This is a genomic window from Janthinobacterium sp. Mn2066 (assembly GCF_049319705.1).
Lineage (GTDB): Bacteria > Pseudomonadota > Gammaproteobacteria > Burkholderiales > Burkholderiaceae_D > Janthinobacterium.
Genome location: NZ_JBMOUF010000001.1, coordinates 665158 through 678202, shown reverse-complemented (window position 1 = coordinate 678202; position 13045 = coordinate 665158). Strand labels below are relative to the sequence as shown.

The window sequence follows — 13045 nt, the reverse complement described above, 5'->3', positions numbered from 1 at the left end:
AGCCCGGGAACAAGGAGCAACCATCATGCCCGACAATTATCCAGAAGCGCCAGCGGACGGCAGCGTCATGCCCGCCGCCATGCGCGCACCGCGCAACGTGGCCGACACCGGCCTGCCCTTCCTGTTTCTCGTGGAATTGCTGATGAAGGTCATCTTCCAGCGCGGCCAGATCGGCCTGCCCGCACTGTCGGCCCATGTCAAGCTGGGGGCCGGCGTGCTCGAACCGCTGCTGGCCTTCATGCGCGCCGAAAAACTGTGCGAAGTCCAGCGCAACGGCAACAGCGGCACCGACGCCGACCTGTATTACCACCTGGTCGACCAGGGCAGGCTGCGCGCTGCCGACTACCTGCGACGCAATGCCTACTGCGGCCCGGCGCCCGTCACCCTGGCCGACTACAGCGCCCAGGTCCAGGCGCAAAGCGTGGCGCGCATGCAGGTCACGCGCGACATCGTGCAACTGCAGTTCGGCGAAGTGGTTGTCAGTCCCCAGATACTGGACCAGCTGGGCTGTGCCATGAATTCAGGCCGCGCGCTATTCCTGCATGGTCCGGCCGGCAGCGGCAAGACCTACCTGGCCGAACGCCTGCATGGCTTGCTCAGCGGCGCCATCGCCCTGCCGTATGCGGTGATGGTCGATGGCGAAGTGCTGCCCTTTCTCGATCCCATGCTGCACACCCTGGCCAGCGAGGCGCCCGTGCCGCCCGACCCGCGCTGGGTGCGCGCGCTGCGCCCCACCGTGCTGACGGGCGGCGAACTGACGCTCGACATGCTGGACCTGCAATTCGATCCCGGCTCGCGCCTGTACCAGGCGCCGCCGCACTTAAAAGCCAACAACGGCATCTTCATCATCGATGACCTGGGCCGCCAGCGCTGTTCGCCGGTGGAACTGATGAACCGCTGGATCGTGCCGATGGCGCGCCGCGTCGATTACCTGTCGCTGCATACCGGTTACAAGTTCCCCGTGCCCTTCGACGTGATCGTGGTGTTTTCCTCGAACATGGCGCCGCAGCACCTGGCCGATGACTCTTTCTTGCGCAGGATAGGCTACAAGATCCATGTCGGCGCCTTGAACGGCCAGCAGTACGAAACCGTGTTCCGCCATGTCTGCCAGCAGTTCGGCATGGAATTCAACCATGCCGCCTACGACTCCCTGCTGCAGCTGCACGGCCAGCATGGACGGCCGCTGCTGGCCTGCTACCCACGCGACATCCTGGCCCAGCTTTGCGATGTGGCGCGCTATGACAGCCGTCCGCCACGGCTGGAGATCAAGACCCTGCGCTGGGCGTGGGATAACTATTTCGGCACCGCCGATGGCAGCGACGGCATCCAGAACGGACCGGCTGTGGTCCAGCATGAAGGAGTATCAAAATGAGAAACACACGCGCTATAACGATGATGGCCTTCGCGGTCATCCTGGCGTTCGTGGCTGTCATCGTGGCCGCGCGCTGGATCAACGCCCAGGCCTCGGGCAATACCAACAAGGTGGCAGTCGCACTGGTCGATATCAGCCTGGGCGCGCGCATCTCGCCCGAGATGGTGCGCATGGTGGACTGGCCCGCCAACGCCTTGCCGCCCGGCGCCATCAACGACGCCAAGCTGCTCGATGCGCGCGTCACGCGCACCAGCATCCAGCATGGCGAAGCCATCCTCGACAGCAAGCTGGCGCCGCCGGGCACGCAAGGCGGCTTGTCGGCCGTCGTCGGCGAAGGCAAGCGGGCCATGACGGTGCGCGTCAATGACGTGGTGGGGGTGGCCGGCTTCGCCCTGCCCGGCAATTACGTCGACATCCTGGTCAACACCCAGGACGACATGGCCAAGAACGGCAGCGGCCGCGATCCCAGCATCTCGAAGATCGTGCTCGAACGCATACTGGTACTGGCCATCGCCCAGGAATCGAACCGCGACGACACCAAGCCCAAGGTGGTCAACGCCGTCACGCTGGAGCTGACGCCCGAGCAGGCTGAAAAACTGGACCTGGCGCGCAGCGTGGGCACCTTGTCGCTGGTGCTGCGCAACCAGATCGAGGACAAGCCCGTCAACACGGATGGCGCCACCAAGGTCAGCCTGCTCGACGCCAAGCTGGTCGCCCCGGCCCCGGTGGCCCGTCCTGTGGTGCGCCGCCGCGTGGCGCAAGCGCCAGCCGGACCGCAAGTCGACGTCATCAAGGGACTGGACCGCAGTTCCCAACAATTCTGAATAACCCGATCCGTACTACGAGGAGCATGCCATGAGTACCATGAGCAATCAGAGCACAGCAAACGCGAGCCGCATCCTGCGCATGGCCCTCGCCATCGCCGCCATCGGCGTACTGGTCCCGGCAGCCCATGCCGACACGGCCGCGCCGGCCGCTTCGCCCGGCCTGTCGCCGACACCACCGGGGGCGGCAGCGGCGGCAGCACCGGCCGCCACGCCGCCCAAGATGGTGCGCCGCACGCCGCGCATGAAAGCCATGCCGCAGCAAGCCATGCTGGACAACGCCGGCGGCCATGCCGACATGGCCAGGAACATGGCCCTGGCCGAGGGCAAGTCGACCCTGATGCACCTGCCGTTTCCCGTGGCGCGCGTCTCGGTGGGCGATCCGCGCATCGCCGACGTGATCCTGCTCAATACCACCGATGTGTATTTACTGGGCAAATCCGTGGGCACGACCAATCTGATCGTCTGGAATCGCAGCAATGAAGCAACCATCATCGACCTGGCCGTCAGCATCGATTGCAGCCTGCTGCAGGCGCGCCTGGCCGAACTGCTGCCGACTGAAAAAGACTTGCACGTGACAGTGGCGGGCGACACCCTGATCCTGACAGGCATGGTCAGCGACGTCGTCAAGGCCGACCAGGCCGTGTCGCTGGCGAATGCCTATGCACAGCGTGGTTCGCGTCCGGCCGCTGGCGCCACCGCGGGCGCGCCGCCTGCCGCCGTCACGGCCAGCGCCGCTCCCGATCCTTCCGGCGGGCCATCGGCCTCGCCGCGCGTGATCAATCTGCTCTCGATCGCCGCACCGCAGCAGGTGATGCTGGAAGTCAAAGTGGCGGAAGTATCAAAAACCCTGGTCGACCAGCTGGGCGCCAACCTGGGCCTGAGCAAGACCATCGGCGGCTGGACTTATTCGATCCTCTCCAATCTGCTGAGCAACAACCCCAGCAGCATAGGCGCCAGCAACAGCCGCAACGGCAACTTCCTGGGCCTCGATGCCCAGAAGCACGATGGCTTGATCAAGGTGCTGGCCGAACCCAACATCATGGCCATCAGCGGGCAGGAAGCCAGTTTCCTGGCCGGTGGCAAGATTTTCATCCCCGTCAGCCAGACCAACAATGGCGGCATCCCCACCATTACGCTGGAAGAAAAAGAATTCGGCATCGCCGTGAAATTCACGCCGACCGTGCTCGATGGCGGACGCATCAACCTGAAGGTGGCGCCGGAAGTATCCGACCTGAACAAGGAAGGCATCGGCATCACCACCACCGGCAGCACGGCCACCGCCATCCTGCCCTCGTTTACCACGCGGCGCGCCACCACCACGGTGCAACTGCTCGATGGCCAGAGCTTCGCCATCGGCGGCTTGATCAAGAACAATGTGACCAGCAATATCAAGGCCTTGCCGGGCTTGGGCGAAGTGCCCGTGCTGGGTGCGCTGTTCCGCAGCACGGACTTCCAGACGGACCGCACGGAGCTGGTCTTCATCATCACGCCGCACCTGGTCAAACCGCTGCCGCCCGACTACAAATTGCCCACCGATCCGTATGTGGAACCCACGCGCGGCGACATGATGCTGGGAGGAAAAATGGAAGGCAAGGCAGTGGCCACCGCACCGGCACCGGTAGCAGCGCCAGCGCCGGCACCGATGCCCATGCCGGCGCCAGTTCCGGTCTCGCTGGCGCCTGCCACCGCACCCGCCATCCCCGTGCCAATGCCAGCACCTGCACCCGCAGTGATGGCCGACAGCGTGCCGCAATACCGCGCCGTTCCCAAAGCCGATATGGCCACGCCACCGGTCAACGTTGCCGACGATCTCAAATAGGAGCATCACCATGAAAACCCCGCTCATCCCCGTTGCCCGCTGCTTGCTGGGCGCCTGTTCCATCGCCGTGCTCGCTGGCTGTGCCGCCACCACCACGCCGGTGCTCGACAGCCATTTCGGCGAAACCGTCGCGCTGCTGCGGCAACAGCAAATCCTGTATCCGAACGCCGCCTACAACCCCAACCCAGTGCTCGGTCTCGATGGCAAGGCCGCCATCAGCGGCTACAAGCTGTATCAGAAATCGTACACCGCGCCCGAGCCTTTGCCTGACGTGCTGACGATAGGCGTGAGCAAAAACTGAACGCTCGCCGTCCCCCATCCACAGCCGGAGCCTGCCGTGAAAATCTTTATTATCTCCAGTAACGAAAAAGAACTGTCCGGCATCGCGGCGCTGCTGCACGCGCGCCACGCCGCCGACGATATCGACAGCGCCATCGGCAGCCTGGAACGGCTGGCCGGTACGGCGGAAATGGCGGCGCCCGACGTGCTGCTGCTGGCCCAGCCCGAGATCAGCGAGGCCGACCTGGCGCGCATCGAACGCCTTGCCAGCCGCCTGCCCGGCATGGCCATCATCGTGCAATGCCAGCAGCAGGGCGCCGATTTCCTGCGGCTGGCCATGCGGGCCGGCGTGCGTGAAGTACTGCCATCCAATCACCCTGGCGCGGCGCTCGATGCGGTGCTGCAGCGCATGCTGGACAAGAGCGCGCAGCGGACGCAAAGCACGGGCCAGGTGATCGCCCTGGCGTCATGCAAGGGTGGCAGCGGCGCCACGTTCATCGCTGCCAACCTGGCCTATGCGCTGGCGCAGGAAAACCAGCGCGTGGCGCTGTTCGACCTGAACCTGCAATTCGGCGACGCCGCGCTATTTGTCTCGGACCAAAAACCGGCAGCCACCCTGTCGCATGTGGCGCAGCAGATACACCGGCTCGATATTTCCTTCCTGGCCGCCAGCATGCTGCAGGTGACGCCCAACTTCAGCATCCTGGCCGCGCCGGAAGACCCGGCCCATGCCAGCGACGTGAAGCCGGAACATATCGACCAGCTGCTGCATCTGGCACGCAAGCACTATGACTTCATCTTGCTCGACCTGGGCCGCGGCCTCGATGCGATCAGCGTGCGCGCACTGGACCAGGCCGACATCATCTGCCCGGTGGTGCAGGCGACCCTGCCCTACATCCGCGACGGCAAGCGCCTGCTGCACGCCTTCGCGTCGCTGGAATATCCGGCCAGCAAGATCCGCCTGATCCTGAACCGCTATGCGGGCGCCGATGAAATCCGCGGGCGCGACCTGGAAGAGGCGTACGGGCAGCATATTTTCCACACCATGCCGAACCACTATGCAGCGGCGGCGGCCTCGGTGAACCAGGGCGTGCCCGTGCTGAAACTGGCGCCAGGCAGTCCGTTATCCAAATCACTGCAAGCCTGTGCGCGCACCTTGAGCGGTACGCGCGCCACCAGCGCACCGGGACTGCTGACGCGTTTATTCCAGCGCAAACAGTCCGTACAACTTCGAGGGGAAACAGCATGAACACCGACCTCAATCACGGCAACGGCAGCCCCAGCCTGCGCGAACGGCTGGGCAGCGCCAGCCTGCCGAACGGGCACCTGCCTTCCGTCGGCGCCACGCAGGCCGGCGCCGGCGACAACCCTGCCTACCAGGAACTCAAGCAGCATGTGCACCAGGCCCTGCTCGACCGGATCGACCTGGAAGGCATGCAGCGGCTGTCGCAGGAACAGATACGCGAAGACTTGAAGGTCCTCGTCGGCCGCCTGCTGGAAGAAGACAATGTGGTGATCAACGACCTGGAACGGCGCACGCTGGTGCGCGACATCCAGGATGAGGTGCTGGGCCTGGGACCGCTGGAGCCGCTGCTGAACGATGCCAGCGTGTCCGATATCCTCGTCAACAGCTACCGCCAGGTGTATGTCGAACGCAATGGCCAGCTGGAGCTGAGCGGCATCCGCTTTACCGACGATGCGCATCTGATGAAGATCATCGACAAGATCGTCTCGCGCGTGGGCCGGCGCATCGACGAGTCCAGCCCCATGGTCGATGCGCGCCTGCCCGACGGTTCGCGCGTCAACGCCATCATCCCGCCACTGGCCATCGATGGCCCGGTGATGTCGATACGGCGCTTCTCGGCCCAGCCGCTGCGCCTGGCCGACCTGGTCGAACTGCATAGCCTGACGGCCGAAATGGCGCAGATCCTGCAAGGCCTGGGCAAGGCCAAGATCAATATCCTGATCTCGGGCGGCACCGGCAGCGGCAAGACCACCATGCTCAACGCGATTTCCGGCTTCGTCAGCGCCAGCGAGCGCATCGTCACCATCGAAGATGCGGCCGAGCTGCAGATGCAGCAGCCGCACGTGGTCCGGCTCGAGACGCGGCCCGCCAACATCGAGGGCAAGGGTGAAGTCACGCAGCGCGCGCTGGTGCGCAATGCGCTGCGCATGCGGCCGGACCGCATCATCCTGGGCGAAGTGCGCGGCGCCGAAGCGCTCGACATGCTGCAGGCGATGAATACCGGCCACGAAGGCTCGATGGCCACCATCCACGCCAATACCGCGCGCGACGCCCTGACGCGCCTGGAAAACATGATCAGCATGGCGGCGGCCATGCTGCCAGGCAAGGCCATGCGCCAGCAGATCAGCGCCGCCATCAGCGTGGTGATCCAGGTGGCGCGGCTGACGGACGGCAAGCGCAAGGTGGTGGCCATCCAGGAAATCACCGGCATGGAGGGCGAGATGATCACCATGCAGGAAATCTTCACCTTCCAGCAAACGGGCATCGCCCAGGATGGCACGGTCAACGGGCACTTCCAGGCCAGCGGCGTGCGGCCGCACTTCCTTGAACGCCTGCGCGCGTTTGGCGTCAGCGTGCCGGAAAGCCTGTTCGATCCCAGCCGCCAATACCATTGAAGGGAAGCGCCATGGACTACCTTTATTATGTGTTCGGCGCACTGATTTTCATCGCCGTGATGCTGCTCCTGACGGGCCTCTATCAAAGCTGGAACACGGCGCGCGGCCCGGAATCGGAAAGGGTGGCGCGCCGCCTGCGCATGATGTCGGCAGGTTCCCATTCCGGCGAACAAAGCACCACCATGATCAAGCAGCGGCTGCTGAGCGATACGCCAGCAATACAACGCATGCTGCTGGAAATGCCGCGCGTCCACGCACTCGACCGCCTGCTGGAACAGTCGGGACTGGCGTGGAGCGTGGCGCAGTGGCTGATGCTGGTGCTGCTGACGTTTCTGGTGGCCCTGGTTGCCAGCAGCTTTTTCGACATGCCGTGGTGGTTGCGCCTGCTGGCTGCCGCCCTGTGCACCACCTTGCCCCTCTACTACATCGAACGGTCCAGGACACGCCGCCTGGAGCGCATCGGCCTGCAGTTGCCCGATGCGCTGGACCTGATGAGCCGGGCGCTGCGGGCCGGCCATGCCTTTCCCACCTCCCTGAAAATGGTCGGCGATGAAATGAATGCGCCGCTGGCCGACGAGTTCCGCATCGCTTTCGATGAAGTCAATTTCGGCATTGCCATGCCCGACGCGCTGATGAACCTGGCCACCCGCGTGCCCAGCACGGACGTGCGCTACTTCGTGATTGCCGTACTGATCCAGCGTGAAACAGGGGGCAATCTGTCCGAGCTGCTCGACAGCATCGCCAGGATCATCCGCGAACGCATGAAGCTGCTGGGCCAGGTACGCGTGCTGTCGGCGGAGGCGCGCCTGTCGGCCTGGATATTGTCGCTGCTGCCGTTTGCGGCGGCGGCGGTGATACAGCTGACCAATCCCACCTTCCTCGATCTGCTGTACCACGATCCCAGTGGCCAGAAAATGCTGGCCGGCGCACTGGTGCTGATGCTGATCGGCATAGGAATCATGCGCAAGATTATCCACATCCATGTCTGATGCCTGGCATCCGGGCAGAAGGAGAATCACCATGACCACGCTGCAAATCAGTTTTCTGGGCCTGCTCTTCATTGCCGTGTTTGGCGGCGCCATGCTGGTGCTGCTGATCGCCATGCCAGATCCGCTACGCCAGCGCCTCGATAGCGTCGGCATGGGCGCAACGGGCGGCGCGCGTGCATGGCGGGCGCATTTCGTCAAGCTGAGCAGACCGCTGGCGCGCCTGTCGCTGCCGGAAGAAGGCTGGGAAAAATCGGCCACGCGCCTGCGCTTCATGCGTGCGGGCTTGCGCCATCCCTCGGCCCCCCTGCTGTATTTCGGCGCCAAGACCGCGCTCGCCGTCGGTTTGCCCGTGCTGCTGTTTCTCGGCTTGAGCGTGGCCGGCGGCTACAACGACGTGACCTTGCTGCTGCTGTCGCTCTTGCTGACGGCAGGCCTGGGGTATTACCTGCCCAACGGCTGGCTGAACCGCCGCATCCGCCTGCGCCAGCGCGATATCTTTGAAAGTTTCCCCGACGCACTGGACCTGATGACCGTCTGTGTCGAAGCCGGCCTGGCCATGGATGCGGCACTGGCCAAGGTGGCATCGGAAATCACCTTGAAAAGCCGCGTGCTGGCCGAGGAATTGCATCTGCTGACGCTGGAACTGCGGGCTGGCAATTCCAAAGAGCGTGCCTTGCGCAACCTGGCGCTGCGCACCGGCGTGGACGATGTCGATGCCCTGGTCGCCATGCTGATCCAGGCCGAACGTTTCGGCACCAGCATCGCCGCCTCGCTGCGCGTGCAATCGGACCAGCTGCGCACCAAGCGGCGCCAGCTGGCAGAAGAACAGGCCGCGAAGATTTCCCTCAAGCTGCTGTTCCCGCTGATCTTCTTCATCTTCCCTTCGCTGCTGGTGGTATTGATGGGCCCAGCCTTTTTGCAAATCTACCGCGTGCTGCTGCCGGGCATGGCGGGTGGCAATTAACCTGGCTGCTACATATAGGACAAGGGCCGGACAGTGCGTCCGGCCTTTTTTTAGGCTCTGTTCTCGATAAATAGGGGAATCTTCCTGCAAGCCCGCGGTCTGACTGATCAGACCAGCCAAACAGGGAGACCGCCATGCAGCAGGTTCAATGGCAACTATTCATAACGCAGTTCGCCAGCCTGTCCCGGCGGCAGCGCCTGGAAAGCATGGCCTTGCTGCGTGGAACGCCGCCCGCACAGGCGGCGACGGCGCTGATCGAACGCACGACACAAGCCCGGCTTTGTTGTCCCGCCTGTCACTCACTGCATTTTCACCGGCATGGCCAGGCGAATGGCTTGCAGCGTTAGCGCTGCGTGCCGTGTGGCAAAACATTCAATGCGCTGACGGGCACGCCCCTGGCCCATCTGCGCCACAAAGCCCTGTGGCTGGAATATGCCGATTGCCTGCTGAACTCGGATTCCGTGCGCAAGGCCGCGCAGCAGCTGGGCATCCACCGCAATACCAGTTTTCGCTGGCGCCACCGTTTCCTCGCGCTGGCGAAAACCGACCGGCCGCGCTGCCTGCATGGCATCACCGAGGCCGATGAACTGTATCTGCTGGAATCGAAAAAAGGGTCAACTTGCGCGCCGGCATCCGCGCGCGCGGCGCGGTCCACGTGGAGAACGTGAACGCGTATCACAGCCGGTTGCGGGCATGGCTGTGCATTTTTCATGGCGTGGCGACACGGTATCTGCCCAACTACCTGGGCTGGCGCTGGATACTCGACGCCAGCCGTATCGTGTCGCCTGAAACATTATTGAAGGCAACCTTGGGAGAGTTCCCACACATGACGGTGACATAGCCTTTTTTGACTTCCATCATTTACATGCTGATCCGCAAAATCGCCGACGCCAGTTTCGCAAAACACGGTTTCAACTCATCGGCAGTGGCAGCGTGGCAATAGATGCCGACCGGCTGCCCGGCGCCCGCCGTCACGCAGCGCGACAGGGCGTCCGGCGTATTGGCCATGCATTTGAGGATGTCTTCTCCCTTGTCGCTGGGCGGCGGGCCATTGGCCGCCGTCAGTTCGCTGCCCAGGCCCAGGGTGAAGACATACATGCCTTCCGCGCGCGACTTGGCCGCCATGGCTTCGAGCAGGTTACGCGAGGCACGGTTGACATTGATCCAGGTAGCGGCATTGCTGCTGGTATCGTTGGTGACGGAGCGGGGCGTCGCGGTAATCACGGGAAACTCTTGCAAGGCGGGCAGATTCGTCGGGTTATGGGCGTTATACCATTGCGGCAAGGCGGCCGGATCGAGGTTCTTGACGATATTCGTGTTCTGATTGCACTTGCCGGCCGCCGTCGTGCCCTGTTTGTTGATCAGCCACAAGCCCGCCGGCGTGCCGGTGGCCGTGCCATCGCCCGTCACCAGCGCACCGGGCGTGGTACAGTCGGCTGGCGTCTTGAACTTGAACACGGAGGAGATGGTATTTGGCGAGCCATCGGAGAAAAACACGATCACGCGCAAGCTGGAACGGTTGGCCAGCGCTATGCTGTTCAACTGGTCGCGCGCATTCCATACGCCTTCGGAGGAATTCGTCAAACCGCTAAAACTGTACTTGCCGATGGCCGTACTCATTGCTGCCTGGTTAAAGCCCCGCGCCACCGTATTGATTGGCGTGTCGACCTCGGCGCCATACGAAAAATGGATCAGCGCCATGCGGTCCTGCGACGGATTAAATTGGGTCAGGAATAATTGGGCGCTGCTGATCACGGTCGGCCCGACAGAAGACATCGAACCCGAGGTATCCATCACGAACGCCAGATCGAGATCCTTGCGGATGGTTTGCGCCGAAGCGCTGACGGTCAGCACATTAAAGCCCAGCACGCGCATCAGGGTTACCGGCACCGATGCGGTGGCCGCCGCATCGACGGTGACCTTGCCGCCGTCAAAGGTGATGGTGGGATTGTTGAATGTGGGCGTGGCGCCCAGGTAGCCGGTGGGGAAATTGACAGCAAAAAACTTCTGCGCCGCCGCCTGCGCACTGGCCCGCTGCGCATCCTGGCCGATGCCCTGCGTCACGGCGCGCGCAGCGGCGATGCTGGCCGAGTCGACCGCCGCATTGAGCTTGGCGCGCACGATAAAGCCCAGCCCCGAATCGACGGCCAGCCCCACGGCGCCGATCAGCACCACCAGCGACAAGGCCACGACAATCAACACCTGTCCCCTGGCCTGGCGTGCAGGCCTAGTCTGTTTTTTCATGATCTTCTCCAGGTACCGGACAAGACTGCCCGGGGGTCAAAATATGGTCTTGGCGTACAGGTCTCCGCTCAGCGTTGGTGTATGCGCCCCAAAACCCAGGTTGATGCCGGAAAACAGTATCGTCGAGTGATACATGCTTTCCACGACATAAATGACTTCACCATTGGCCAGCTGGTTGCTCATGGCGTCATTGATGGGCGAACCTGCGCTGGGTATGCTGCTGCAGGCGCCCGTGCCATCGCTGGCCCAGCTGCTGCAGCTCCATACCTTGCTGGGCTGATGCAAGCCCTGGGTCCAGCGGTATTGCGCCAGGATGACATCTTGCTTGCCAGGACCATTGCCCATGATCTTGTTGATGTAGATGCTGCCATTGCTGGGCATGTCCAGCGGCGGCGTGGTCATGGCCAGCGCTGTCATGATGGTTTGCGGGTCTTGCGATGAGCGCGATGCCAGATTGGCGCCTTCACGGCTCAGATTGGTCAATATCATGTCGCCTTGCACGACGCGCGCCAGGTCGAAGATCGGAATGGCCAGCATCAGCATGATGGGCAAGACCAGGGCAAATTCCACGGCCGCCAGGCCTTGCTGGCGGCGTGCGCCGGAAGGGAACGTGGATGGCGTCATCAGAAGGCCTCATTGCGCATGGTGGCAGCGACACTGAAGGTGTACTGGCCGGTAATGTGATTTTGCTTGCTGGGGTTGAGCAGAGCCATCAAACGCCAGGCCGGGGTAATGATGGGCCAGCTACAATTGACCTGCAGCACGACGATATCGCCGGCGGCGCCAAACATATTGTTGTTGTAGGAAGCTTGCGCCTGAGAAACGCCATTGACCACGATCACCGGACTGACCATGGCATACAGGCCAGCCGAGCTATCGTTGATTTTTTGCAGCACCGCCTCGTAACGCTGCTTGTTCGCGGCCGCGGGATCAAGGTTGTTTTGTCCCGTGATGGAGTAGCGCGCCCCCTCGCGCACCGCATACTGCATCGTCAGGTTGACCCAGAACATGACGCCCAACTCCATGATCATGGCCATGAGGAAAAAAAGGATGGGGGCGATCAGGGCAAACTCCAGCAATGCCGCACCGCGTGAACGCCGTTTCAGACGTAGCTCTCCCCTACAGTCATTACTTTTCTGCATGATGTACTCACTTGGACAGGTCGCCTCCGGTCGCACGCCGGAGTTGCATGAAAGACAAATTAATTGTGCTTTCAATAATTTAATTTAGGTAATGCGGAGCGAGAAGTCAAGGTCTGAATGCGGAGATTCACAGCGTGCGGCTGGAGTGGAGGTACCGCTTAGCCAGGCAGCAGGGCAGGGTCGGACGGGTTCAGCAAAAATCCTTGCAAGATCTCTTGCAGCTGCGGCAGCTGCGCCACGCAGGCAGGGATGCCCAATTGGCGCGCGCCGAAATAGTGGGCGATGATGTCGCCCTGCTGCTCCATGTTGAAATCGGACAAGACCCCGCCCGCGCTGGCCGCGTAGCGGTAGGCGCGCTGGCCAATATAGCCGCCGCGCAAGGCCAGCAAGGCGCCATGCAGCAAGACGCAGTAACCAAGCTGGTACTGCCAGACATGCACCATTTCATGGATAAACAACAGCTTGCCGCCATGGCCCTCGCGCGAGAAATCGTCGCGGTACTGGGCCGGCATGAAATGCAGGCTGCCGCGCGGCGTCATGGCCGTGTTCTGGTCTTGCAAGCCGAAGGGAAGAAAAGAGCCGCGCACCACGCGCACGCGTGGATAATCGATGGCGCCCTGAAAGACGCTGCGGGCCATGGCGATTTCGCCGATGGTCAGGGGACGGCGCAATGTCTGCATGGCCCCTCAAAAGAAAGTTGGCACGGCAAGCTGTAAAGCTTGCCGTGCCATTACAACTTCAAGTGCCTGACAGAAGCGTAGCGAGCGGA

12 protein-coding genes and 1 pseudogene are annotated in these 13045 nt (G+C 62.9%); 9 read left to right on the top strand and 4 right to left on the bottom strand.

The genetic code is table 11. The features are described 5' to 3' along the window. Positions 1-25: 25 nt before the first annotated feature. The 9 genes and pseudogenes from ACL9RI_RS02980 to ACL9RI_RS02940 all read left to right on the top strand — a co-directional run bounded on the left by ACL9RI_RS02980 (position 26) and on the right by ACL9RI_RS02940 (position 9731). Entirely contained in the window at positions 26-1372 is a 1347-nt protein-coding gene (locus tag ACL9RI_RS02980) for an ATP-binding protein (protein WP_422725090.1), read from the top strand. Beyond that, on the top strand, positions 1369-2196 hold the full coding sequence (gene cpaB / locus ACL9RI_RS02975) for a Flp pilus assembly protein CpaB (RefSeq protein WP_422725089.1): 828 nt from the start codon (positions 1369-1371) through the stop codon (positions 2194-2196). The genes ACL9RI_RS02980 and cpaB overlap by 4 nt, the downstream gene beginning before the upstream one ends. Positions 2197-2227: 31 nt before the next feature. Further along, positions 2228-4018 carry a type II and III secretion system protein family protein gene (locus ACL9RI_RS02970; protein ID WP_422725088.1) on the top strand — a complete coding sequence of 597 codons (1791 nt, stop codon included), beginning with the start codon at positions 2228-2230 and terminating at the stop codon, positions 4016-4018. 10 nt (positions 4019-4028) lie between these two features. Next, complete coding sequence (locus tag ACL9RI_RS02965; RefSeq protein WP_422725087.1) at positions 4029-4319, top strand: pilus assembly protein; 291 nt, start codon at positions 4029-4031, stop codon at positions 4317-4319. A 36-nt stretch (positions 4320-4355) separates the two neighbouring features. Continuing rightward, positions 4356-5546, top strand: a complete 1191-nt coding sequence (locus ACL9RI_RS02960) for an AAA family ATPase (RefSeq protein WP_422725086.1) — start codon at positions 4356-4358, stop codon at positions 5544-5546. Next, positions 5543-6937, top strand: a complete 1395-nt coding sequence (locus ACL9RI_RS02955) for a CpaF family protein (RefSeq protein ID WP_422725085.1) — start codon at positions 5543-5545, stop codon at positions 6935-6937. The genes ACL9RI_RS02960 and ACL9RI_RS02955 overlap by 4 nt, the downstream gene beginning before the upstream one ends. An 11-nt stretch (positions 6938-6948) precedes the next feature. After that, on the top strand, positions 6949-7926 hold the full coding sequence (locus ACL9RI_RS02950; protein WP_422725084.1) for a type II secretion system F family protein: 978 nt from the start codon (positions 6949-6951) through the stop codon (positions 7924-7926). A gap of 31 nt (positions 7927-7957) precedes the next feature. Further along, on the top strand, positions 7958-8890 hold the full coding sequence (locus ACL9RI_RS02945; protein WP_422725083.1) for a type II secretion system F family protein: 933 nt from the start codon (positions 7958-7960) through the stop codon (positions 8888-8890). A gap of 134 nt (positions 8891-9024) precedes the next feature. Continuing rightward, positions 9025-9731 (top strand): annotated as a pseudogene (locus tag ACL9RI_RS02940) (IS1/IS1595 family N-terminal zinc-binding domain-containing protein). Positions 9732-9751: 20 nt separating this feature from the next. On the opposite strand, the gene ACL9RI_RS02935 reads toward ACL9RI_RS02940, so the two are convergent. From ACL9RI_RS02935 to ACL9RI_RS02920, 4 genes are all read right to left on the bottom strand, one after another. Next, positions 9752-11134, bottom strand: coding sequence for a TadE/TadG family type IV pilus assembly protein (locus ACL9RI_RS02935; protein ID WP_422725082.1), 1383 nt, complete (start codon positions 11132-11134; stop codon positions 9752-9754). Positions 11135-11170: 36 nt separating this feature from the next. Further along, positions 11171-11758 carry a TadE/TadG family type IV pilus assembly protein gene (locus ACL9RI_RS02930; RefSeq protein WP_422725081.1) on the bottom strand — a complete coding sequence of 196 codons (588 nt, stop codon included), beginning with the start codon at positions 11756-11758 and terminating at the stop codon, positions 11171-11173. Continuing rightward, a complete protein-coding gene (locus ACL9RI_RS02925; protein ID WP_422725080.1) occupies positions 11758-12351 on the bottom strand; it encodes a TadE/TadG family type IV pilus assembly protein in 594 nt (197 codons plus the stop codon). Before ACL9RI_RS02925 ends, ACL9RI_RS02930 begins: the two co-directional genes overlap by 1 nt. Before the next feature lie 83 nt (positions 12352-12434). After that, positions 12435-12956 carry a Rhs element Vgr protein gene (locus ACL9RI_RS02920; protein WP_422725079.1) on the bottom strand — a complete coding sequence of 174 codons (522 nt, stop codon included), beginning with the start codon at positions 12954-12956 and terminating at the stop codon, positions 12435-12437. Between the last annotated feature and the right edge of the window lie 89 nt (positions 12957-13045).